This is a genomic window from Flavobacteriales bacterium, assembly GCA_025210295.1.
GTDB lineage: Bacteria > Bacteroidota > Bacteroidia > Flavobacteriales_D > Parvicellaceae > S010-51.
In genome coordinates, this window is sequence record JAOASC010000017.1 from 33,477 (window position 1) to 56,633 (window position 23,157).

Here is a 23,157-nt window from a genome sequence, read left to right on the forward strand (position 1 = left end):
AATGGCGAGAGACAAGAAATTAATGAAATTAAGAGATAAGAAGATTGAAAGCTTATACAATTTTTGGCGTTCTAAGAAAATCAACGGTAAGCAAATGTACACACACGAAGCAATATTGGAGAAGATTGCTGAAAAAGTGTTTCTAGCACCAAAAACAATCGATAACATTTTAAGTGGACGCAATAAAAAGTAAAACAATGAAAATATTTTTATTAATATACCTAATTGGTTACATCATAACTATAGTATGGATTTGGAGATACTATGCAAAAAACGAAAAGTTAAGTGCATTAATTATATCAGTTACTTATCCCTTTGCTTTTCTAATCCTATTATTTGACTTGATCATAAATAGAAAATGAGTTAATTAAAGTATGATGTTTAGACGTTTAGGAAATAAAAGCAAATATGCAAAGGAAATAATATCAAAATTTCCAAGTCATAAAGTCTATTATGAGTTGTTTATGGGGAGTGGCTCTATTTTTTTTCAAAAGCCAAAATCACAATACAGTATATTGAATGATTTAGATTCTGATGTTTTCAATCTATTTATTATTATAAAAGATTCTTACCAGCAATTGTTATTGTTATTAAAAGTAACTCCAGTTAATGAAGAACTTTTTTACTATTGGAAAAAAAACAAAGAATCAGATCCAGTGAAACAAGCATTAAGATTCCTTTATTTATCTTCATTTTCCTACTTAGGGAAATCTGATACATTTAGATTATTACATAGTGATTGTTCGTATAAAGAAAAGCTGGAGAAGTTAATTCTTTTTTCTTCAGAACAATTAAAAAATACAATGGTAAGGAATAAGGATTTTAGGTTTTTTTTTAGTGATATTTATGTAAGTGATAAACATATTGGAAAAGCAGACAGATTTATTTATGCTGACCCTCCTTATTTAGAAACAGAAAACAACTACAACACACCTCTCTGGACAAAGAAAGATAGTTTTGATTTATTTAATACTCTTCAAGAGACAGGTATGAGGTTTGCTATGAGTGAATTTAGACACCCTTTTATTTTAGAAGAAGCATCCAAAAGGAAACTAAACATCATATCTATAAAGGAGCGTAGAAATATTAAGAATAGAAAAACTGAGATTCTTATAACAAATTATAACAGCCGTCAATACGAACTATTTAAATAGTTTCAACTCTGAAACATTTATAATTAAAAACAGCTTTTATGTATCATAAATGAAACATATTTTCGTCAAAAGAGGAATATATTATAACACAATTAAACTAAAGCCTTTCATATTGAAAGGCTTTTTTTATATTTGGAAAAACCCTAAGTAGTTAATGATAAATCATTTAGTAAAGGCATGGTATCGAGTAGGTTTCATAATTAAACCTGATTTATATGCAGAAAAATTAAAGCAAAGTCCATGGTATTTCAGATTATACCATTCTTACGATATAATTAGGCTTAAAAAGTCGTATAAAAAACAGAGAAAAAAGCAAGGGGCAGTTAATACTATGAAAGAAGTTTATCGTACTGTTGACACCTATATGGCTGATTATATAGAACAAACTCAACCTACAATAACCTGTAAAAAAGGTTGTTCTTTTTGCTGTTCAAAACAAGTAACTGTTTCTGATGACGAAGCTAAGATTATACACAATTATATTTTGGAAAATAACTTAAAACTAGATTTTGATAGAGCTCACAGCCAAGCTAGTAATAAGATCAAAACTCCTTTAAAGTTCAAACAATGTATATTCCTTAATTTGAATACTAATGCATGTAACATATATGAAGTGAGACCTCTTAGTTGTAGAATGTTGTTAGCTTCAAATGACCCTATGTTTTGTTCAGAGAAGCAAACAAAAGATCAATTATTCTTTATATTACCTAAAATGGAAAACCTTAAAACAGCTATTTGGAACAGCTCTATTGCTGGGATTTTACCTGCTATGATTATGAAGCAATTTCTTGATGAAATGGACAAAAAAAATAAATAAAATATACTATGTCAGAATACAGCAAGGAATATATAGAAGCAACAGGACTATCCATGAAACCTGATTTTTCTTTTCGCAGAGAGTTTAAAAAACTAAAAGAAGGATACACCAAAGGTATAATATGTGAAGGTTTTGGTACAAAAGCAATCGGAAAGTTTAATGGAGAATTATCAGTTCTATTAATGGATAACGAAGAGACCACCCTTGACAAACTTATCAATAATTATTTAAACCGATCATAAAACTGATATACAGTTGCTATAATGGATGTAATATTATTAATACTATCTAAAGATAAAGTAGGCTTTAGCTTATCTAATTCAGATTGTAAAAGAATCATCTGCTTTTCAATCACTTCATATTTAGCTTTAAACCCTCCTTTGTTATATAAGTCATGAGCATCTGCCTGCAGAAAAAATATAAATATTTTTTTATGTTTAATTTCCCAATTTCTAATTATGTTATGATGCTCAAGAATGCTAAATATATTTATTAAATCTTCATTGTTTACCTCTAGTTCTTTTTCTAATGATTCTGCGCTTAGTTGACTTCCTGAATGCAGCGAACAGTTATCTAACAAAAAACTTAAACAATTATCTAATAAATCTGGAGTAATATTTTTTATATTCATAATAGCTAAAATAATTAAATAAATTTAATCAACAGTCAATCTGATAAGTTATATCATTAGGATTTATAGTCTTTTCTCCCTTTTCTAATTCATAACCAGGATTAGCAACTTCGATTTGTTGACATGCTCGCATATCACTTATGCTACAATCTCCAATCATACCATTATAAGTAACACGATACAACATAATACCAGTTCCAGTATCAATAGGAGCAAAAGACATTCGTCTTAATGTTCCAAAATGAACACCACTTCTAGTATGTAAACTCTGATGTATCTTTTGTAGGATGTTTCCAAATTCTAAAGCACTTTGCTGATTAAAAGCACCTTGATAAGTATCGGCTAAAGTTTCAAAAGCAAGGTACACATCAATAAATGTATCAATGTTTTGATCTCCTTTTGAAATATCTTCCATTTCTCCAGCCCTAAAAGATAAGAATACTGCAGGAAAAGGAAAGGCATATTCATCCTCTAAGAAGTTAATTTGATTATGCCACATATCAATCCAAGCAATATCTGCAATCTCATTAGTTAATATTGTTGCTATTTCTTTATAAGCTTCAGTAATGACTTTCATAATTATTTAAATTTAGGGTTAAATAGTTCGTTTTCTACGGTTTTAAATCCTTTTAGGATATGTCCTTCAATCTGTTTGTTTAACATAGCACTCTTGCCAATAAATTGACGTTTAGGCATTTTAAATGAAATGGATGTTTTTTTAGTTAAAGCCATAGCCTTCCACATTTGGTCAGAAGTTTTACTAAACATAAACCAAAAGAACTTTCTACTTTTATCAGTTATTGCAAAAGAAACCATCCCTCCTTCATTATGTATTTTAGCATAAGGAACAACATCGCCATCCACAGAAACTTCAACATATCCTTTACTAGCAGCAAAAGAGATACTTCTTTTTAAAGTTCCTGAGTTAATTAAAATCCCCTCACTCTTTTTTCCAAACTTATTGGCCTTACCTGAATTAGTTCCTTTCCATGGAATTAATGTGTTATTAGTAAAACCTTGATTCTCGAAACTTTCTTTAAAAAACTGTTCAGCTATTGCTCCTATTTGCTTGGGTAGTTTATTAGTTAGCTTAGTAATAGCTTTGCTAGCTTCATTAAAATCAGGTGCTTGAAATTGGTTTGCCATTTTTTTTGTATATTTGTTTTAATGCTTTACGCCTGTAGCTAGCAGGAATACCTAGTAAAGGGAATGAACCAAGACAACAGGCTTTCAGCAAGAGGTTCGTCCGACCTGCCAAGATTCTACACTTCATGTGTAGTGTTCAAAATGGTATTCCTGCTGGTAAGCGTCTATTTATAGTTAGACTTTCTTACTAATATTCCTTCTCTTTTTGTATCAATAGCTTTATCTAACGGATGCCATGTTCTAAGGTCTAATAGGTTTTTATCTTTATCCAGCCTAACAAAAGCATTCATTACCTTATTCTTATAAAATTTCACATATCTATAACCAAACTTTCCATTACCTTGATTAACAAGGTAAACTTCATCAGGAGCATTTAATAACTCATCAATTACAGATACATAGTCTGCTCGATCATCTTTTAAATGTTGTTTAAATTGTTTTTTATTGATGGTAATCGGTTTGTCAGAAAAATCAGTTAATCGAATATTATTACTGTCGTTTAAGTCGTTATCTCCAACACGTTTATCAAACCACTCTAAAGCTTCTATTCTTGAAGTGCTCTTTGTTTTCAATTCTTTAAATTGATTTTTATTAATGTTAGCATGTTGTTTTAGTCCATTATTTTTAAGGTTAAAAGTCTGTTCAAAGTTTCCTTTTACATAAAGTTTGTTTTCATCAAAAACAGTTTTTAAATCCCCACGATTCACATTAAAACGCCCCTGCTTCATTCTATCCCATTCACTAACTCCGTTATTATCAATTCCGCTACTTTGTAACAATTCCTTTGCATCACTTCCTGATAGCAACTTCTGTCCTTTAGGTACTTCAAATGTTTCTACCATTTCACAACGACAACCCCAACCATTTGGAGGGTAAATAGCTTGTACTGCACTATCTTTTTTACTAAAAACTTTATTATGCAATACTTCGTGAGATTGTCGAACTCTATTGTCTGCAGCTGTTTTATAAATATAATATGGATTCTCTTCTATATTATCTTGTTGACGATAATACCTTGAAGCATTTTGAGCAACAGCTCTTGCGAATTCATACTCTGTTTTTAAGTGAGTAGCGTTAAATTGTTTTAATAAAGGCTGTGCTTTAGTTCTAAACTCATTAAAAGAATTAGAATCATTTAAAACAGCGTTTAATTCATTAACCATTGCTAAGTTTTTAGCAGCAGAAAAACGACTAATATTAGCTTCCATAAAAGCTTTTGCTGTGTGATCAGGTTTATTATAGTCTAATGATTTTATAGCTTTAAAACCTTCGTTTAAACTTTTTATATATTCCTCTTTTAAGTAATCGAAATAAGATTGACTAGACAGCTTTACAACTCCACTATGTACATCTTTTAATAATTTTTCTTGGATTTTCTTTAGAGTTGGACTTTCCATTAAAGGTTCGCTTGTATCACCGCAACAACTATCTTCTTGCATTACAGGAATAGAGAAATTGAAAGCTACTGTTTTATCTTTTTTTTTTGAGGATGTTTTTTCGTCCTCTGATAATTCTTGTGTGTTGTTACTTGAACTTTTTATTCCTATTATTGGGATACCTGTTTTTTCGGTGATGTATTCAGTGTCAATTTCATAGCTTCCACTTAACTTGGTTACTGTGTCTATTAGGTCAATTAAAGATAGTTCCTCTGTTGTATCCCAATCAAAGCTATACCCCTCGAAATTTCCTACACCTAAATTGTTTAATCGTGGCAACAAAGAATCGTTGATGATATTTTTAATAAAAATCTTATCTGAAAGGTGTCTATCTTCAGCAACTTGTTTGTGGACCTCTGCTTGTGAACGACTACTACCTGAATCTGTTGTCATTGTTTGCCCCAATATTAGCTTACTCATTTCTTTATTTGTACGCTCAATTAAAGCATCAAATATTTGATGTGCTGATGTTCCTGGAGTATCCATCACATTGATTTCTTCTCCTTTTTTAAAAACACCCCAACCAGCACTTCCCATCGCGCTCATTATTTCCCCCAATTTCGTAGCTCTAGTATCGTTGGTTATGTCTGTAGTTACCCAACGAAAAGGCACCCCAAACTTTTCTGTGTATTCACTCCAAGAGCCTAACGCATATTTTTTGGCTAATGCTATGGGTGCTGCTTTATACAACAATCCTAAGTTATAAAAGTTGCCAATCTCTACAATTGTATTCAATAATGGCACTTTATCAAATGAGATTCCTTTATCATCATCAGGCTTTAAATAGATTACTTTCTTTTTAAAGTTACAATTCTCTCTAGGAATTAATACTGCTTTTTCAATTCCATTTTCCCCTTGTACTAGCTCTATTAATGTAGAACCCCAAAAGCGAGAACTAAGAGTATGTTTAATAAACTGTTCAAACCAAGAACGTTCTAATAGTTTAGTGAGGTCTGTATTTTCTTCTCCATCACTATTAATGACTTTAAAAGGCGAACCTAATACACGCAAAATACGTGATTCGATGATGCTTGACAAGTGGTTGTCTATTAATATATTTTCATAGACTTGATAAAGCTGTATCCTATCAGGGTCCTCATTATTTAATGCTGATAATATTGCAGCCCTCCAATGTTGAATATCTACAGCGACTAAACTTTTTTCATGTGGCTGTACTCTTCCTTCAATTGAATTGGATTTTCTAACCGCAGCTTCAACAATAATATCCCTATCAGATAATAATTTTAATACGTTACCTTTAATGCTGTTTTTTATATTTTGAAATGTACTCATTGCTTAATTACTGTTTAAATGGTATTTAAAAATAATGTTCTCTTTTGGGGTTGCTTCCCCATTTAATATCATCAGAACCAATTTGCTGTCCATTATTGTTGACAGCTTTTGGGAGTTCAGCGCATAACTCACCTTGTTGAACCTGTTTTAACCATTCCATTGCTTCTTTATACCGCGTACGTCTTAAATCAGGAATTTTTCTCGGATTAATTCGGCTATGTAAATCATACAACATAATATCAATTGTATAAATCAATATCAACTCGTTTCTATCTGCTCCTGATGCTGCAAATACAGCGTTTACATCATATCTAGTTTTTAAATAAGTACGTATTTTCTGTATTGCTGCTAACTCAGCTTTATTTAAAAGAGTGCTATCTGTTCCAATAATATGTTGTAACATATCTGCACGGATTAACACCTCTATATCTCCATTTGTAACAAAAATCATATTGTTTGTTTTATAGTTAATTACCACACTTTTGATGGGCGTTGCCTCATTCCTAAAATGGGCTGAAAAGTTGAAGTTTGAATATAGGCACTTAAATACTCAATAGCCTGTTGGTCTGCATCAGGCGCATCATCATGTCCTTTGTAACCTGGTTCAATTCCATATAACTGAGCTAAACCGATTTGTGTATCATTGTGACCTTTCTTTTTTTCATTGTAGTATATCCTACCATTTTGATAATAAGGATGTAAGGTCAATATACGTTCGTATTTGTTTGCTTTTGGACGGTCAGCCTTTACAATGTTTAAATGTATTTGGTGGTCCTTTTCTACTTCGCTGATTGTTCGCTCCACTTCATCATTCCAAAATTGCGCCTCAAACCTCCAATTGATAATCACAGATTTAGGTAAGTTCTTTGAAAAATCAGCCATCCACTCCAAAGCACTTCGCATCTTTGTTTTTTTAACAAAAGAATCAATGTAAAAGAAATCTTTGTCCTTGATGCCCCATACACGGATTGCGTTATAATCGGCTGTTTGGGTTCCTGCATAAGCTACATCCCAAAAACCAACTATACAATCAAAGTGGTCTACCCTTGGTAATTTAGCCCATTGGATATATTCTGTTTTAAATATCTTACCTTCAATATGCGGTTCATTGTTAAACTCAGCTAATGCTGCAAGTGTTCCAACTTCCGTTTCTAATTCTTTGTAATAAGTATCACTATATTTTTGGTACCATATTGGTTTGTGTGTAACAGGATCATAAGCTTTAATATGGTGAATGGTCCAATTGGGTCTTTTCTCTTGCAACACAGTTTGAATCATACGTGGAGCAAATCGATTGTTTGCTTGAATAAAACGTCTTAAATCACCGTCCATTGTTGGGATTAAATCTCTGAGAATCCACTCAGCCATTTCATCTTGACGTTTGGGGTTTTTAATCAATTGTTTGCCCTCTAAGTCATCACAAATACAAAGGTCAGGACGTTGGGATTTAACCCTTAATCCCCTTACACTTTGTCCCATACCAAGTGCTTTTCCGATAAAACCGCTTTTTGTCCTAAAGTTTCCATTTTCCCATGAACCTAATGTTTTTTGTTCTCCAAAATCTTGACGAATCCTAGGGTTAGCTTCAAACTCTGCTTGAATATCTGATAATAACATTTTAGCTTTATCATAGTTGTTACCAATAATTACCATGTAGTGGCAATCATCATTCAACCACAACCAAAAGGGTATCAATATATCAGACCATACCGATTTTGCTAAACCACGCCCCCATTCAGCAAAACCTTTAAAGGCTTTTTGCTTTTTGACCATTTCAGCAAATTCAATATGAAAATCAGCACACTCGCTGGTTGCATAATGCGGAAAGTAGTATTCTACCATGTATTTAACATCTCTCTTTGCTCTTTCTATTCGTTGTGTCCTAGCCGATAATGAATTATCAGCATTCACATCTCCAGTTTCACGAATAAACTCAAGGTTAGCCAAATACCTTTTTAGCGCTTTATTTCTATTTACGTTTGCCATTATCCGTATTTTTCAGCCATTTGTTGTAACCAGTTAATATGGAAGTCAAGAATTTTAAAATAAGTCACTCTATCATGTTGCAATAGTGCATTCATAAAGGATTCAATAACGTGTACAACTGCTGTAAGTGAGGGTTTGTCGCTTTTTCTTGATGCTTCTAATGATTTACTAACCTTAGAAATTTCATCACTTAACGCTACCTTTTCTTTAGACGATGAATCAGCAGTCCTTTCTAGTTCTAAACGCTTTTTAACTAATTCCTGTAATAGTTCTTCATAAAAGGACTGAAGTTTCTCAGGAGCAACTTGCTTGGCTAATCTTAAATTTTTCCAATTGCCTGATATTATCCAACGGTCCACCGTTTTTTTTGAAACATTTAATTTGCTGGCAATCACATCCGAATCAAGGTTATTATCAATGTAATAAACCCTTGCAAGTGCCTTCTCCTTATCTTTTGCCATACCTTATATATAACTGATTACTATACAAAGGTCTAGTCATATAGAGGTAAAACAAAATTGAACTTACAGGCTGGTGTCTTTATCGAATTATTATACTACTACACAGCTACTTAGGTGTAAAACCGATTTTTTTTAGCAAAGAATCAGATAGAACTTTGTAAAAAATGAAAAGCAAGTTTTACATATCAGTAACAGCAACTTCTAAAACAGAAGCGCAAGTTAAAATAAAGGGTTCAATTAGCAATTGGCGAAACTCTTCAGAAGACTTTGAACAAAAGGTGGATGAGTTAGTTGCTAAAGGAGTTAATAACGTTACCCTTTATATTAATAGTGGCGGCGGAAGTGTTTTTGAAGCCAATGAGATCGCTAATATTATTTCAAAGTTTCCTGGTACCATAACTGCTGAATTAGGAGCAATATGTGCTTCAGCTGCTACCATCATTGCAATTAAAGCTAGCAAAATAACAATGGCTTCTAATGGTCAGTTTATGATTCATCGACCAATGGTTGGTGTTCAAGGTAATGAGGATGAATTGTCCTCTGCTTTAAAGCTTTTACAAACATTACAGGATAATTTCTTGGACCAATACGCAGCTAAAACAGGCATGAGCAAAGAAACAATTGCTGATTTATGGAAAACAGATTATTGGATGGATGCCAAAGAGGCTAAATCAAAAGGCTTTGTCGATGCAATAATTGGAGAAAGTGAAAACCCTGATGTCGAAGATATACAAGCCTTACTTTCTGAAAAAGTATATCAAAACATTCCTGAAGCATTGGTTGCATTTGCTATTAATCCCCAATCAAACACAAATCAAATAAAAAATACAAATATGAAGGTAATTGCATTATCATTAGGCTTAACACCTAATGCCAACGAACAGGAAGTTCAGGCAGCAATAACATCACTTAAAGCAAAAGCAGATAAAGCAGATGTTTATAAAACTGAATTAGACAACTTAAAAGAGACAGTTCAAAACGAGAAAGTTGATACATTAATTGAGTCGGCTGTTAAAGCAAAAAAGATTAATGCTAATCAAAAAGAACTGTATAAAAAAGCTGCTAAAAATGATTTTGATACGACAAAAGCAATGCTTGAAAATATGCAAGCAACTGTTGTGGTAAGCGATCACATTGAAGCGATCACAGATTCAAGCAAAACTTTAGATGATTATACACCTTCTGAATTAGAGGCAATGGCAGAAAACAGCCCTGAAGCTTACGATGCCTTAGTTAAAAAATATACTAACTCATAATTAAAAGAACATGGCAACATTTACAACAGGCAATCACTTAAATAGATTCGTAAAACCTCAATTAATTTACGATTTACAAAACCATGAAGATACCTTTACTGGTTTCTTAGGCAAAGTAAATAAAAGTGCTGCTACAGCTGAAGGAGTATCTATTAACAAATTGATTAATGATATTCAAGTTAAAACAGGTTTAACTACATCAGGGGTTTTAACTCCTAGAAAATTGAATGGTCAAAAAGGAGTTATTCCTTGGATGCCGTTTACAACTGAAACGCTTTATTTTGATAAAGAAGAATTGCGAGCTTTAGCTTTTGATAAAAAATCAGAAGGAAGAAAGTTATTGAAAGAAGCTGTTTTAAATGCCTTATTACAGCATACTTTGCACGCTATTGCACCAACTTCTCATGTAGCTAATAAAAAGCCAGTTATTGCAACATCAGGTGCTGATGATGGTACTGGACGTAAAATGTTAGTTCCTGCTGATATTTTAAAACTACTTAGACAAACAGACATTAAAAATCCTGTTTGTGTCTTAAACAAAAATCATTTAATTGATTTACAAGCGCATGAAGAGAGCAAAAGTAGATTCCGTGAATTAATCATGGATGAAAGAAACCTAAAGCCAGTACCTTATGCTGGAGTTAAGTTTGCTGCTTCGGATATCGATATTCTTTATGATAACTCAGGTGCTAAAAAAGCTTTAGGTGCAACTCCTATAGCTACAGACAGTACTGCTAGTGTGTTTATTGATAAATCAAACACGATTTATTACTTGAATGATTTATTCTTTACCATGACTTCCATGGAGAATGACACACGTAATGAGATTCCAAGAACAGAAATCCGTATTTACGGTGAGTTCATTGGAGCAGTAATCGAAGACGATAGAAAGCAAGCTGCTTTAATCGATGGAAAAGTTTAATTAAAAAGAAAACGTAAAATGAAATATTTATTCAACCTAATCATAATGCTAGGAATTTCCCTAGCAGTTATGGGAGCAAGTACTCCAAATGAAAATCCTTTAAAACCTAAAGAAATGGCAAATATTGTAATATTAGATGCTGGACACGGGGGCATTCACCCTATCACAAAACAATATGTGACTAAAGGAAAGCGCTCTACTATTTTAAATAATGTCTATTATGAAGGTGTAGGCAATCGGGATGTGGTTAAAAGAGCTGCTGAATTGCTTAATAAGAAAGGTGTAGATACATTGTTTACGGTTGCACCTGATAATTATAAGGATGTCAGCTTATCACAGCGTGTTAAAATAGCAAATAAACATTACTTAAAACACAATAAAAAACCTTTTTTAATATCAGTTCATAGTAATGGGTACAAACATAGTTCTGCGCATGGAACAGAGGTTTTTACTTCTCCAGGCACCACAAAATCCGATAGCATTGCAACAATATGGATGGAGGAATTTAACAAGCTATTTCCTGACATACGCAAGCGAACCGATTTTGATGATGGAGATATTGACAAAGAGGCAAAGTTTACAATTATAACCAAAACAAAGTGTCCTGCTATATTGATAGAATCTATGTTTCACACCAATAAAAAAGAGTGTGAAATACTAGCAAGTGAAGCTGGTCGACAGAAGATAGCACAAGTTATTTGTAACACCGTTTTAAGGGTTTAGGTCATGGGAGTTGTAGAGGTCTTATCTACTGTTGCTACAGCTTTCTTTACTGCTTTGATTACATGGTTTTTCGCTAGAAAGAAAAATGCTGCTGAGGTTGATTCCTTAGAAATTGACAATGTAGATAAAGCCGCTGGAATTTGGAGAAAGTTAGCAGAGGATTTAAAAAAAGAAGTAGATACACTAAGAAAGAACCAGCAGAAAATAATAAATGACCAAACGCTTATTTTAAATGAAAATAGGCAGCTAAATCAAAAAGTAAATGAATTAACTGTTCAAAATACAAAACTAACTCAGGAGATTAAAACACTAGAAACGAAAGTTCAATCATTAACTAGAGAAAACAAAAAACTAATTGCTCAATTAACAGCTAAATGATTCGATTAATATACATAGCTATTACTTTATTGTCTTTTGCTTGTAAGTCACACAAAACAATTACAGAGCAAACTACATCAATGAGTGTAAAACAAGATAGTGTTGTATATATCGATAGAGTAAAGATTGATACAATTAAAATACCTTCTGAAGTTATTAAGGTTCAAGTACCTTATGAGGTTTTTAAAACAGATACAGTAATCATTTATCAAAAAGGTAGAGCGCAGACAAAAATAAAGTCCCATAATGGTTTGTTAAGCTTAGACATGCGTTGTGACAGTTTGGAAAAACTGGTTTTAAGTACTGAAAAGTTGGTTCTCAAGCAACGTAATGAAAATGACAGGTTAATTGAACGATCAAGGCATAAAGAAATTATTGTTAACCCTGTGAAGTGGTACTATAAAGCTTCACTTTTTATTGTAGTTGCTTTGTTAATAGTCTTGCTGCTATTCTTATTTATCAAACATATCAATCCTCTTTCAAGATTCACATAAACTAATATTGAGAACAATGAGTAAAAAATATTCACAATCAGAATTAAAAGAATTGGCACAGCCAGTTTTTAAAGAAAATCAAAATGTTGATTTTTTATTAGCAACAAGAGACGGTCAGTTCTTTTTACCAGGTAAAAAGTTTGCTGCACACAATCACGCTTCTGCTAATGGTGGATTAACAATTCATAAAATAGAAAATCCATTAAAATCAAAAGAGGAATCATCCGATCAAGAACAGAAAACATCCACTACCGAACCAAAAGTAAAAACATCAACTAAAGATGCTTCTACCAAGGTAAAAGCAGGTAGTAAAACTACACCCAAAAGAAAAACATCAACTAAAAGTGGTGCAGCTAAAGGAAAAACAGGAAGTAAAACTACTAAAAACAGCTAATTATGTCAGCATTTCAAGGTCCAAAAAACAAAAAAAAAAACGGAGGGTTATCAAGGCGTAACGCATCTACTGATGGAGTAATGGGTATCTTATTTGGTGGTATTGCCACCTCAAAGATTGCTTTAGGTCAAGTTAAAAAGTTAATTCAGCCAAGTGATGCGGAAGATTTAGATTTAAATGCCGCTTATGATGCAAATAATGGTGTATTAGTTTATCATCATATTAAAGAATTTTTCAGGCTCTCACCTAATGGAACTCTTTATATTATGTTAGTAACACAAGGAACATCACTTACTAATATGTGTGATGTTAATAATGATAATTTGAAAAAATTAATTTTAGACCCATTAGTTAATCGTGAAGCTAAATCTTTTGGTGTTGTACTAAACCCTGATACAACTACCTATACACCAACAATTACCAATGGAATAGATGCAGATGCAACCGCTGCTGTTGTTAAAGCACAAGAGTTAGTAGATGCTCTTAAAGAAGATGCAATCTATGTTGACTCTGTTTTAATTGAGGGTAGAGATGCTGGAGGTACAATATCAACGATGGAAGATATGCGTACAAAGTCGAGTGAAAATATATCTGTTATTATCGCATCTGACCCATCAATTAGAGCTTTAGATAATGCTTATGCTAAGTATGCAGCAGTAGGGGCTGGATTAGGGATGTTGAGCGTAAGAAAAGTTCATGAGAATTTAGGGTCAGTTAATATTATTGAAAAACCTGACACAAAGAAAGGGGACGAAAGCTATCCTTTAACTGACACAACAGCTGGCGTATGGCTAACGGCTTCTTTAAGTAATGGAACATTGATTTCAGCTATTAATAGAACAGAACAAAAAGTGTTAGAAGATAAGGGATATATTTTTGCTGGTTTTTATGAGGCTTACGCTGGAATATATTTTAATGATTCTCCTACAGCTGTAGAGTTAGCAGATGACTATGCTTATATTGAAATGAATCGTGTTTGGAATAAAGCTGCTCGTTATGTTAGACGTGCTTTAACTCCAAAGATGAAAAGTACAATAAATGTAGATTCCACAACTGGATTTATAGCCCCTAGCACAATAGCAGATTGGGAAAACGCAGCTTTAAAACATACAGGTCAAATGTTAAAAGATGATGAGATTAGCGGCTTATCTATATCTATTGATCCAAAGCAAAATGTGTTATCAGGTAATCCAATTATCATTAAGATAAGTATTACCCCTAAAGGAATTGCACGAGAAATTGTTAACGAATTAGGAATTACAAATCCATTTAATGCATAAACATTATGGCACAACCTAGAATTAAAAACAAATTTGGAACACTTATCGGGTGGAACAATATAACGTTAAACTTATTAGGTAGAGACGTTGACGGTATTACTGAAATAGAGTACGAAGATGAAATGGAAATGAACAACGAACATGGAGCAGGAAACTATCCAGTTGGTCAATCTATGGGGAATTACACAGCAAAAGCTTCTATCTCTTTATATGTTGAAGAAACTATTGCACTTCAAAAGTCTTTGCCTCCTGGTAAACGTTTACAAGAAATTGCACCTTTTGATATATCTGTAGTATATGAATATGACGGAGAAATCCTCAAAGATGTAATTCGTAATTGCCGTTTTAAATCAAACGGTAGAAGTACAAAACAAGGAGAAGGTAAAATGATGCATAAATATGAATTGTTGACCTCTCATGTTGATTACAATATATAATTGGCAATAGTGCCACATAACCATGAAAAAATAAAAGAAAATGGTAACCTATTTTAATCGAAAAGACTTAGTTAGCTTCGGAAACTATCTACTGTCTGAAGAAAGAAGAATCCGAAAAATAAAACATCGTGATGAATTAATTAAACAAGGGGCTAATCCCCCTTTAATTGAAGACACAATCAATGAAGTGTCACACGCTGATATTGAAAACTGGAAACACCAACAAAAAAACTAAAATTATGTCCAAAAAGACCCAAACAATCGGTGAAGTAACTAATGCTCAAATCACCCAATGGAAACAAGCACACGGAAACGTCTATCGTTTTGATGTTGAAACTGAAGATGCTGTTCATGTATGCTATTTAAAAGAACCTGAAATTGATAAACTTGGTGCTATAACATCTAAAGCAAAAACAGATGAAATGGCAGCAGGGTTATTATTCCTAAAAGCTTGCTGGCTTGGAGGTGATGAAAAATTCAAGTCAAATGTAAAGTTAATGGCTGGTGTAAGCTCTCAAATGCACGTATTAACTGAAAGCAAATCTGCTAAGGTAAAAAAGCTTTAAGCGAAGCTGTCATTGATGACAGAGACGGCTTCGATCTCATTCAAAAAGGAAATGCACTCATAAGGCATTTGTTTGGTATAAATCCAGAGGGCTTGGAAGAAGAGCGTTGGGCAGAACTCTTCCAACAAGCCTTTTGGATTAAACGATTTGACCTTAGGAATCAAGCAGAAATGCTACAAGCTTTGCTACTAGGCAAAGAAGAAAACTCTACCCGAAACGCTGAACAAACCAACGAAAATGGCTGATGTAAGTACAAAATGGATTCTTAACCTTGTTGATAAGGTAACTGGACCACTCAAAAAGATGGCTAGTCAAGTTGAAGGTACAGCCAAAAGATTTGATGGTTTAGCAGGCTCATTTGATAAAATAGCATTAAAGGCTATTGCTTTTCAGCAAGTTAACCAAACTTTTTCACAGTTAGGAGACAGTATCGACCAAGCTATTAATCCTGGTGTTAACTTACAAAGTAGTTTAAAAGATTTAGAAGCCATTACAGGTTCAACAAATGAGCAATTACAAGTAATGGAAACAAATGCCCGAAAGCTAGCCAAAACTTATGGTGGCGAAGCTTCCCAAGGTGTTGAAGTATATAAGTTGTTATTATCACAATTAGGTCCATCTTTAGCTGATACGCCTGATGTGTTAAATAAAATGACTGAAAATGTTTTTAGGCTTTCTAAAACAATGAATGGCGACACTACAGGTGCAGTTGAAGTATTGACAACAGCAATGAATCAATATAGTGTTAGTTTAGATAACCCAATAAAGGCACAAGAGCAATTATCGTTAATGATGAACGCTATGAGTGCTGGAGCAAAAGAAGGAAGTGCCGAACTTCCTGCTTTAAAAGCTGCCATTCAAAATGTCGGTGGAGATGCTAAAAGAGCAAACCTCCCTTTTGAAGTGCTTGTTGCTTCTATTGAACAACTAGATAAATCAGGTAAAAAAGGAGCTGAAGGAGGTGTTGCTCTTCGAAATGTATTGACAACTTTATCACAAGGAAGATTCTTGCCCAAAGATGTACAAAAGGAGTTAGCGCTTGCTGGTGTTGATATTAATAAGCTATCAGATAAGTCTATTGGATTTACTGAGCGTTTAAGAGAACTTCAAAAAGTTAGTAATGATAGTGCTTTAATTACCAAATTGTTTGGTAAGGAAAATCAGTTAGCAGCAGCTGCTTTAATAGGCAATACAGATTCAATTGATAAAATGACAGTAGCTGTTACTGGAACTAATACTACTGTTCAACAATCAGAAACAATTATGAGTTCGTTTTCTGAAAAAATGGGTCGCTTAAATGCTAAATTTAAGGATTTAGGTATTTCTCTATTCAATGCAACTGAGGGATTTTTACCATTTGTTCAAGGAGGAATTAAAGGTATTGGTGTCTTATCTCAATTAGCTGGAGCAATTGAAGGTGTAAAATTGATAATGGGTGGTTTTTGGAGTTCTATTATGTTAGTTGGTAGAGGTTTGAAATGGGCAGGTTTACAAGCTTTTAGCTTTGGTAAATGGGTTGCAATATCAGGATTTAAAGCATTAATGGCTTCAGGACGTTTTATATTAGCAGCTCTTCAAGGATTAGGTTCTTTTGTATTGAGTTTAGGAAGCGCAACTGTTGCGCAAATTGGATTAAATGTTGCAATGACAGCGAATCCAATCGGTTTAATTATTGTCGGAATTGGTGCTGCTATTGCAGCTGTTGTTGCATTAGTTAAATATTGGGACCAAATCACAGCCGTTATATGGAAATTCATTAAATGGATTGCTAAAAATAACCCTTTCGCTTGGTTAATAGATATAGTGGACAGAATATTCCCTGGATTCAAACAAGCTTTAAAAGATTTTTTCTCAGGTATTTGGGATTACTTGACTGGGTGGGCTTCAAAATTATGGGAAAAGATGAAAGCTGTTTGGAACTCCATTAAAAGTTTATTTGGATTTGGAGGTGATGAAGAGGCTACAATAACTGTTAAAGGTGATGGTGAAGTTACAACAGACCCTAAAGGCGAAGAGGTCCAAGAAACATTTCAACAAAAACTGGAAAGAGAAAATGCACTTGGTGCTTCAGCTGATGCTAATTTGTTCCCTGAATCATCAATTGGTAGTGGAGCAGTTAGTACAGTACAACAGCCTACAGCAGCAGTTGGTACCACAGCAGGGAATGCTAAGAGTATTACTATGAATTTAGAAATTACAAACCACTTTACACTATCTGATAACCTTGATCAAAAACTAGAAGAAATAAAAGAGAAGATGACACAACTATTTGTTGATTCAGGTAGAGATGCTTTAGTAACATTAGGATAATGGCAGAGTTAAGATACGATATATCACAAGCTTTTAATGCTGCTTTTGGCGCAGCTGGAAAATTGGCAGTTTATGATACTGGTACAACAGAGCAACCTGTAGAGAATATTCTATTCCCTAATGCTGAGGTTATTACTATTGATGAATCCAATGTTAAAAGCTATTTAGGTACTCCAATTATTTTTCCAATCACGTTTCTTGGTGGTACATACAATTATTATAGTGATGGACAAATCAAGCAAAAAGAACTTCAAGATTTACAACTTCCAGCAACTACAATGGTTGATTTTAGGCGATCAAAAATTAAAAGAAAAACAAGAGTAAACGGAGGTAATGGAAGTATTAAAGAAACATACGGTTTGGATGATTGGAAAATTAGAATAAGAGGTTTAATCTTACCTGAAGCATCAGGAGATTTTCCTGAAGAAACATTATTAAGACTACAGGAGTTTGAAAACTTAGCTGATTCTATTCGTGTATCAGGTAAATTGTTTCGCTTACTATCTATTTACAAAATTGACATTGACGAAATAACTCTACCCCAAGTAAAAGGGTATCCCAATAATAGACCGTTTATGCTCTCATGCGAAAGTACCGAACCTGTTGAATTAATACTAAAATAAAAATGAAATACTTAATTATAATGTTAGCAATGGTAGCCTATATAAAGTTTGAAGCAAACGACAGAAGACAAGCGTTTGAAATTAGGCGTATATCAAAATGTAAAATAGATACCTCTTGGAAAAACTTAACTGATAAAGCTGAAATAGAATTGCCACGAAATATCAAGTTACCTTTATTAAATGATGGCACCCCTACTGATATAAAGCAATGGATCAGAAGAGGTGATGTTGTTCAAATCAAACTTGGATATAATAACACATATCATGATGAGTTTACTGGTTTTGTTTCTGATGTTGAAGCGGATATTCCAATTAAAATTCAATGTGAAGACTATATGTGGAAACTAAAACAATTAGGTGCTAAATATGCAAGTAAACGAACAAAAATTTCTGATTTATTGAAAGCTATTATCCCTGATGAATTAGGAATTAACATTGATACTGCTGATGCTACTATTGGAGCTTTTAGAACTAAAAAAGGAGAAAATGTTGCTCAAGTACTTTCTCGATTAAAAAGCATGGGAATCTATAGTTATTTTAAAGGAAGTACGCTTGTATCAGGTAAAATATATACTGATGATGATTCTGTGGTTAATTATGATTTCTCACAAAACATAATTAGTAATCAATTAAAATACCTTGTTTCAGATGATGTTAAAATAAAAGTAACTGCAACTTCAACACTTAGTAATGGTAATAAGTTACAAGTATCTGTTGGTGATAAAGATGGTCAAGAACAGAGACTGAGTTATTTCAATATTTCTAACATAGAAGAATTAAAACAGAAAGCTGATGAGGATTTAAAACGGCTTAAAGTAGATGGGTATAAAGGAAGTTTTCAAACTTTCGGTTTTCCTTTTATTTCTCATGGATACACTGTCAACTTAGTTGACAAAGATTATCCCGAAAGAGCGGGTAAATATAAAATTCAACAGGTTGTTACCTCATTTTCAGATAGTGGATACAGAAGAGAAGTAAAAATTGATAGACAAGCATAAATAATGGCTTTTGAAGAAGAAATAAGGCAATCTGTTCGAGCAATTGTAAGTGATATGATACCTCTTACAATTCAATGGGCAAAAGTTGATAGTATTGATTTAAGCAATGGCACTATGACTGCAATTGGTTTAGAAGATGATTTGCCTTTTGAAGATGTTTTATTGAATATTAATACAACTGGAATTTTAACAATACCTACTATTGGTACTAAAGTTCTTATTGGAATGGTAGAAAATTCTGATATGAATGCATTATTGTTAATGGCTGAAGAAATTGATAGCTATTTAATTACCGTTAAAAATGGATTTAAACTCCATTTAAAAGATGATGGAACAGCAACAATAAATGGTGACGGCTTTGGTGGTTTAACTAAGACCCCTGAATTGGTTAAGCAACTTAATAAGAATAATGCTGTTTTGAGTGCTTTAATAGGTGTGATTAATAGTCCAGCTCCAATACCTGAACCTGGTAGTGGTTCACCATCAGCTTTACAAGCGGCATTTAAAACAGCAATATCAGGAAAAACATTAGGGAACTTCTCAAATGTTGAAAATAAAAAAATAAAACATGGCTAATCTTTACACAGATATATTGACGGATGATACAGGAGATATTGCAATCCGAAATGGTGATTTTGTTATTGGTGATTCTTTACATCAGGAGGTAGATACCATCGTTTCATTAAATCAAGGTGAATTAAAACAGTTTCCTTTGATTGGTCCAAATATAATTTCAATGTTAAAGTCTTCTAATATTGAAGAAGTTAAACGAAAGTTAAAACTACACTTGGAATTAGATAATAAGCAAGTAGGAAAAATGAAAGTTAACAATGGAGTAATAAATATTGATGCTACAAATATATAAGTATGAAAACGATAACAGTCATAAAAAATCAAAACTTATGGGATATAGCACTCCAAGAGTATGGTGATATTAGCGCCATATTCTATATTTTAAATGCCAACTCTTTGAATGTTGATAGTGAAATTGCTCCTGGGCAAAAGTTGAATATTCCTAATATCAAAGCTATTGATGAACAGGTCGTTAATTACTTTAATGAAATTGGATATAAAACAGCTACTGGAAGCTTTATTTTTACTCCTGTAGTAATTCCACCACCTCCACCAACTGGGGGAGACGGAGTTGCTAAAAATAGTGATAACAGTTATAGCGAAGTTGTTCCAACAGGAACAATACTAAATCTACCTGATTCTATCATTACAATAAATAATCACCTATTAATTAATTTACCAGCTACCAATGATCTAAACATAGAGGTTGTGGATGACAATGACACCCCTATTGGAGAATTGACTAATGGAAAAGTTTTAGTTTCTGAGAAATGGAAAAGAAATAATGAGTGGTTAGCATTAACAGATCCAGTTAATGAGGATAAGTTTGTTGGTTTGTTGGCTGTATTTCCTGACGGAAGAAATGAATTAACCATGCGTTTCAGCGTTACAGGAGGTTATACTGTTGATTGGGGAGATGGTAACATTGTTAATTATAACAGCAATACGAATGCTGTCCATACATACGATTATAACTTAATTAATAGTGCTACTTTAACAAGTGATGGCTATAAACAAGTTATAGTTACTGTAACGCCTACAATAACAACTAACAATTTCACTTCATTATTTAGTTATAATTACAATACTGGTGTTATTGCTAATTGGTTAGATATTGTTTTTATAGCTCCAAATGTTGCACACGTTTATGCTGGAGGTAATAATGGTAAGATGTTTTTATTGGAAAGGTTTAGAATATTAGGAACAACACCAAGTGCTAACTTAAATAGTCTATTTAACTATAATCCAAATATTCGAGTTGTTGAATTAGACTGGACTAAACCAACTGTTTTGAATAATATGTTTTCATATTCGGGCATAAATAAGTTAGGAGACTTGAATATCACTAACTCCAACACTTTACCTTATATAAATGCGGCACGAAATATTGAAAAAGTTGGTAACTTAACTTACACAGGACCAACTCTATATGTCTTTAGCGATTCCAGCATAAGAGAACTAGGTAATATAACAGCTGTTAATGCATCAAATGCAAACTCTTTTTCACAGAACAATTTTAGTCTATGTAAATTAGGGTTAGTCAATATTCCAGCTTGTACAACTGCTACTAGAATGTTTATGAATAATTATGCATTGGAATCTATTGAGGTAATATCAACAGCATTATCTAATGCTCAATATATGTTTTTAGGTTGTAGAGCTATAAAAAGTATTGTTTTTAGTGATTTAGGTAACCTCACTGTTACTTCTCAAATGTTTGATAATTGCTACTCATTGTCTGAATTAAGAGTTCCTAATATCTCAGTATCTTTTAGTGTTGCTAACTGCAACCTAGATAGAACAGCCTTAATACAAATTTTCAATGATTTAGCAACAGTATCAGCAACGATAACAATAACAGGAAATATTGGAGTATCAAATTTAACAGCTTCGGACTTATTAATAGCAACCAATAAAGGTTGGACAGTAACACAATAAAAAAATGGCTAGATTAATTACAGAAATATACGATTCAATCATCACAGAAAAACAACAAATGTCTGAACTTTCTAACCTTCAGCCACAGATTGACAATTCACAAACATTGTTAAATGATTTAACTACAACTAGTAAAGTCGCTAATTGGAGGCTGTTCATTTGGTTGTTTGCTGTGGCAGCATGGGTACATGAAAATATTTTTGATAGACATAAAGCAGAAATTGAAGAAAGGGTAAAAGCTGCAGTTACAGGCAATATACGATGGTATAGACAGGAATGCTTAAAGTTTCAATTTGGTGATACTTTAGCTTTTGTTGATCATAAATACCAATATCCAAGTATTAACACAACAAATCAAATTATACAACGAGCTGCGGTTTCAGAAGTTGGTTCACAATTGAGGATAAAAGTTGCCAAAATTGATGGTTCAGGAACTCCAGAGCCATTAACTGGCATCGAATTAGTTGCTTTTAATAACTACATCAATAAAATTAAATTTGCTGGTACTAATATTGCCGTTATTAGTTCAGACGCTGATGAAATTGAAATACACTATACTATCACTGTCAATCAACAGGTAATCTCAGGTTCAGGCGAATCTTTAATTGCTCCTGGTACTTATCCTGTTATTGATGTGATTAAAAATTACATTCAAAACCTACCTTTTGATGGTGTTTTAAATTTTACAAAGCTTACAGATGAAATTCAGAAGATAGAAGGTGTTATTGATCCTGTTTTTAATACAGCATTGGCTAGATACGGGGTTTTACCATTTCAAATCGTTCAAAACAACTATTATAGACCAAATGCAGGACATTTAAAAGCTTCTGTCACTAACCCTTTGTCAACAACAATAACATATAAATAATGCTAATAGATTTTAATAATTTAATTAATAAGTTGTTGCCTTTCTCAAAAAGAAAGGATAAAACAATAGCTTTTTTATACCTGATTTTACACCCAATAAAAGCTGTAAATATATTGTACAATCAATTTAAAGCAGATACTGATTATAAACTTATTTTTAATGGTCAAATTATCTATTTAGAACACTATCTAAATGATTTGTATGATAATACTCAAAGGAGAATTTACATACAAGATACTGCAAATTCTACCTATAACTACGTTTATAATAGCGCTGAATTATTACCACCTTTATTTGTTTATAATGCCAACGAAAATGTTCCTGTTTATTTAATAAACAATGATGAAGCTGTAGAGAAGATAGACTTTATTGTATTTATCCCCTCTTCTGTGACTTTCAATGAAAAAGTAGTTAGAGAACAAATCGATTTTTATAAAGCAGCTGGTAAGAAATACAAAATAGAAACTTTTTAA

Annotated in this window: 30 protein-coding genes; 23 read left to right on the top strand and 7 right to left on the bottom strand. The window is 32.8% G+C overall.

All coding sequences use genetic code 11. From position 1 onward, the window contains the following. The first annotated feature begins 1 nt into the window (after nucleotide 1). From N4A35_05325 to N4A35_05340, 4 genes are all read left to right on the top strand, one after another. On the top strand, nucleotides 2-193 hold the full coding sequence (locus N4A35_05325) for a hypothetical protein (protein MCT4580820.1): 192 nt from the start codon (nucleotides 2-4) through the stop codon (nucleotides 191-193). Between the two features lie 181 nt (nucleotides 194-374). Then, nucleotides 375-1,154 (top strand): DNA adenine methylase, encoded by a 780-nt coding sequence (locus tag N4A35_05330; protein ID MCT4580821.1) that lies wholly within the window; start codon nucleotides 375-377, stop codon nucleotides 1,152-1,154. 154 nt (nucleotides 1,155-1,308) lie between these two features. After that, a complete protein-coding gene (locus N4A35_05335; GenBank protein MCT4580822.1) occupies nucleotides 1,309-1,971 on the top strand; it encodes a YkgJ family cysteine cluster protein in 663 nt (220 codons plus the stop codon). Nucleotides 1,972-1,979: 8 nt separating this feature from the next. Continuing rightward, a complete protein-coding gene (locus N4A35_05340) occupies nucleotides 1,980-2,213 on the top strand; it encodes a hypothetical protein (protein MCT4580823.1) in 234 nt (77 codons plus the stop codon). On the opposite strand, the gene N4A35_05345 is transcribed toward N4A35_05340, so the two are convergent. The 7 genes from N4A35_05345 to N4A35_05375 form a co-directional block, all read right to left on the bottom strand. Further along, nucleotides 2,195-2,602, bottom strand: coding sequence for a hypothetical protein (locus tag N4A35_05345; GenBank protein ID MCT4580824.1), 408 nt, complete (start codon nucleotides 2,600-2,602; stop codon nucleotides 2,195-2,197). The genes N4A35_05340 and N4A35_05345 overlap by 19 nt on opposite strands. A 28-nt stretch (nucleotides 2,603-2,630) precedes the next feature. Then, complete coding sequence (locus tag N4A35_05350) at nucleotides 2,631-3,179, bottom strand: hypothetical protein (protein ID MCT4580825.1); 549 nt, start codon at nucleotides 3,177-3,179, stop codon at nucleotides 2,631-2,633. A 2-nt stretch (nucleotides 3,180-3,181) separates the two neighbouring features. Then, nucleotides 3,182-3,748, bottom strand: coding sequence for a phage virion morphogenesis protein (locus N4A35_05355; GenBank protein MCT4580826.1), 567 nt, complete (start codon nucleotides 3,746-3,748; stop codon nucleotides 3,182-3,184). A 164-nt stretch (nucleotides 3,749-3,912) separates the two neighbouring features. After that, complete coding sequence (locus tag N4A35_05360; protein ID MCT4580827.1) at nucleotides 3,913-6,477, bottom strand: DUF935 family protein; 2,565 nt, start codon at nucleotides 6,475-6,477, stop codon at nucleotides 3,913-3,915. Between the two features lie 25 nt (nucleotides 6,478-6,502). Continuing rightward, nucleotides 6,503-6,928, bottom strand: a complete 426-nt coding sequence (locus tag N4A35_05365) for a DUF1320 domain-containing protein (protein MCT4580828.1) — start codon at nucleotides 6,926-6,928, stop codon at nucleotides 6,503-6,505. Nucleotides 6,929-6,948: 20 nt separating this feature from the next. Continuing rightward, nucleotides 6,949-8,463, bottom strand: a complete 1,515-nt coding sequence (locus N4A35_05370; GenBank protein ID MCT4580829.1) for a hypothetical protein — start codon at nucleotides 8,461-8,463, stop codon at nucleotides 6,949-6,951. After that, nucleotides 8,463-8,924 (bottom strand): DUF1804 family protein, encoded by a 462-nt coding sequence (locus tag N4A35_05375; protein ID MCT4580830.1) that lies wholly within the window; start codon nucleotides 8,922-8,924, stop codon nucleotides 8,463-8,465. The genes N4A35_05370 and N4A35_05375 overlap by 1 nt, the downstream gene beginning before the upstream one ends. Before the next feature lie 164 nt (nucleotides 8,925-9,088). On the opposite strand from N4A35_05375, the gene N4A35_05380 reads away from it, so the two are divergent. The 19 genes from N4A35_05380 to N4A35_05470 all read left to right on the top strand — a co-directional run bounded on the left by N4A35_05380 (nucleotide 9,089) and on the right by N4A35_05470 (nucleotide 23,157). After that, on the top strand, nucleotides 9,089-10,180 hold the full coding sequence (locus N4A35_05380; GenBank protein MCT4580831.1) for an ATP-dependent Clp protease proteolytic subunit: 1,092 nt from the start codon (nucleotides 9,089-9,091) through the stop codon (nucleotides 10,178-10,180). Between the two features lie 10 nt (nucleotides 10,181-10,190). Next, complete coding sequence (locus N4A35_05385) at nucleotides 10,191-11,102, top strand: hypothetical protein (GenBank protein ID MCT4580832.1); 912 nt, start codon at nucleotides 10,191-10,193, stop codon at nucleotides 11,100-11,102. 18 nt (nucleotides 11,103-11,120) lie between these two features. Further along, entirely contained in the window at nucleotides 11,121-11,825 is a 705-nt protein-coding gene (locus N4A35_05390) for an N-acetylmuramoyl-L-alanine amidase (GenBank protein MCT4580833.1), read from the top strand. Between the two features lie 3 nt (nucleotides 11,826-11,828). Beyond that, nucleotides 11,829-12,203 carry a hypothetical protein gene (locus N4A35_05395; protein MCT4580834.1) on the top strand — a complete coding sequence of 125 codons (375 nt, stop codon included), beginning with the start codon at nucleotides 11,829-11,831 and terminating at the stop codon, nucleotides 12,201-12,203. After that, complete coding sequence (locus N4A35_05400) at nucleotides 12,200-12,697, top strand: hypothetical protein (GenBank protein ID MCT4580835.1); 498 nt, start codon at nucleotides 12,200-12,202, stop codon at nucleotides 12,695-12,697. Before N4A35_05395 ends, N4A35_05400 begins: the two co-directional genes overlap by 4 nt. Before the next feature lie 16 nt (nucleotides 12,698-12,713). Next, complete coding sequence (locus tag N4A35_05405) at nucleotides 12,714-13,091, top strand: hypothetical protein (protein MCT4580836.1); 378 nt, start codon at nucleotides 12,714-12,716, stop codon at nucleotides 13,089-13,091. Nucleotides 13,092-13,093: 2 nt separating this feature from the next. Next, nucleotides 13,094-14,371: a DUF2586 family protein gene (locus N4A35_05410; protein MCT4580837.1), complete on the top strand. Its 1,278-nt coding sequence runs from the start codon at nucleotides 13,094-13,096 to the stop codon at nucleotides 14,369-14,371. Nucleotides 14,372-14,376: 5 nt separating this feature from the next. Then, nucleotides 14,377-14,808: a hypothetical protein gene (locus N4A35_05415; GenBank protein ID MCT4580838.1), complete on the top strand. Its 432-nt coding sequence runs from the start codon at nucleotides 14,377-14,379 to the stop codon at nucleotides 14,806-14,808. 40 nt (nucleotides 14,809-14,848) lie between these two features. Continuing rightward, complete coding sequence (locus tag N4A35_05420) at nucleotides 14,849-15,043, top strand: hypothetical protein (GenBank protein MCT4580839.1); 195 nt, start codon at nucleotides 14,849-14,851, stop codon at nucleotides 15,041-15,043. 4 nt (nucleotides 15,044-15,047) lie between these two features. Beyond that, nucleotides 15,048-15,374: a hypothetical protein gene (locus tag N4A35_05425; GenBank protein ID MCT4580840.1), complete on the top strand. Its 327-nt coding sequence runs from the start codon at nucleotides 15,048-15,050 to the stop codon at nucleotides 15,372-15,374. Between the two features lie 68 nt (nucleotides 15,375-15,442). Next, nucleotides 15,443-15,619, top strand: a complete 177-nt coding sequence (locus N4A35_05430) for a hypothetical protein (GenBank protein ID MCT4580841.1) — start codon at nucleotides 15,443-15,445, stop codon at nucleotides 15,617-15,619. Beyond that, nucleotides 15,612-17,684 carry a phage tail tape measure protein gene (locus tag N4A35_05435; GenBank protein MCT4580842.1) on the top strand — a complete coding sequence of 691 codons (2,073 nt, stop codon included), beginning with the start codon at nucleotides 15,612-15,614 and terminating at the stop codon, nucleotides 17,682-17,684. Before N4A35_05430 ends, N4A35_05435 begins: the two co-directional genes overlap by 8 nt. After that, a complete protein-coding gene (locus N4A35_05440) occupies nucleotides 17,684-18,307 on the top strand; it encodes a DUF6046 domain-containing protein (GenBank protein MCT4580843.1) in 624 nt (207 codons plus the stop codon). The genes N4A35_05435 and N4A35_05440 overlap by 1 nt, the downstream gene beginning before the upstream one ends. A gap of 2 nt (nucleotides 18,308-18,309) precedes the next feature. Further along, nucleotides 18,310-19,305: a hypothetical protein gene (locus N4A35_05445; protein ID MCT4580844.1), complete on the top strand. Its 996-nt coding sequence runs from the start codon at nucleotides 18,310-18,312 to the stop codon at nucleotides 19,303-19,305. A gap of 3 nt (nucleotides 19,306-19,308) precedes the next feature. Then, nucleotides 19,309-19,881 carry a hypothetical protein gene (locus N4A35_05450; protein ID MCT4580845.1) on the top strand — a complete coding sequence of 191 codons (573 nt, stop codon included), beginning with the start codon at nucleotides 19,309-19,311 and terminating at the stop codon, nucleotides 19,879-19,881. Continuing rightward, nucleotides 19,874-20,170 (top strand): hypothetical protein, encoded by a 297-nt coding sequence (locus N4A35_05455; protein ID MCT4580846.1) that lies wholly within the window; start codon nucleotides 19,874-19,876, stop codon nucleotides 20,168-20,170. The genes N4A35_05450 and N4A35_05455 overlap by 8 nt, the downstream gene beginning before the upstream one ends. A 2-nt stretch (nucleotides 20,171-20,172) precedes the next feature. Then, nucleotides 20,173-21,816: a leucine-rich repeat protein gene (locus N4A35_05460; protein MCT4580847.1), complete on the top strand. Its 1,644-nt coding sequence runs from the start codon at nucleotides 20,173-20,175 to the stop codon at nucleotides 21,814-21,816. A 4-nt stretch (nucleotides 21,817-21,820) separates the two neighbouring features. Beyond that, a complete protein-coding gene (locus N4A35_05465) occupies nucleotides 21,821-22,684 on the top strand; it encodes a hypothetical protein (protein ID MCT4580848.1) in 864 nt (287 codons plus the stop codon). Continuing rightward, the gene (locus N4A35_05470; GenBank protein MCT4580849.1) at nucleotides 22,684-23,157 is read left to right on the top strand and encodes a hypothetical protein; all 474 of its coding nucleotides are present in this window, start codon (nucleotides 22,684-22,686) and stop codon (nucleotides 23,155-23,157) included. The genes N4A35_05465 and N4A35_05470 overlap by 1 nt, the downstream gene beginning before the upstream one ends.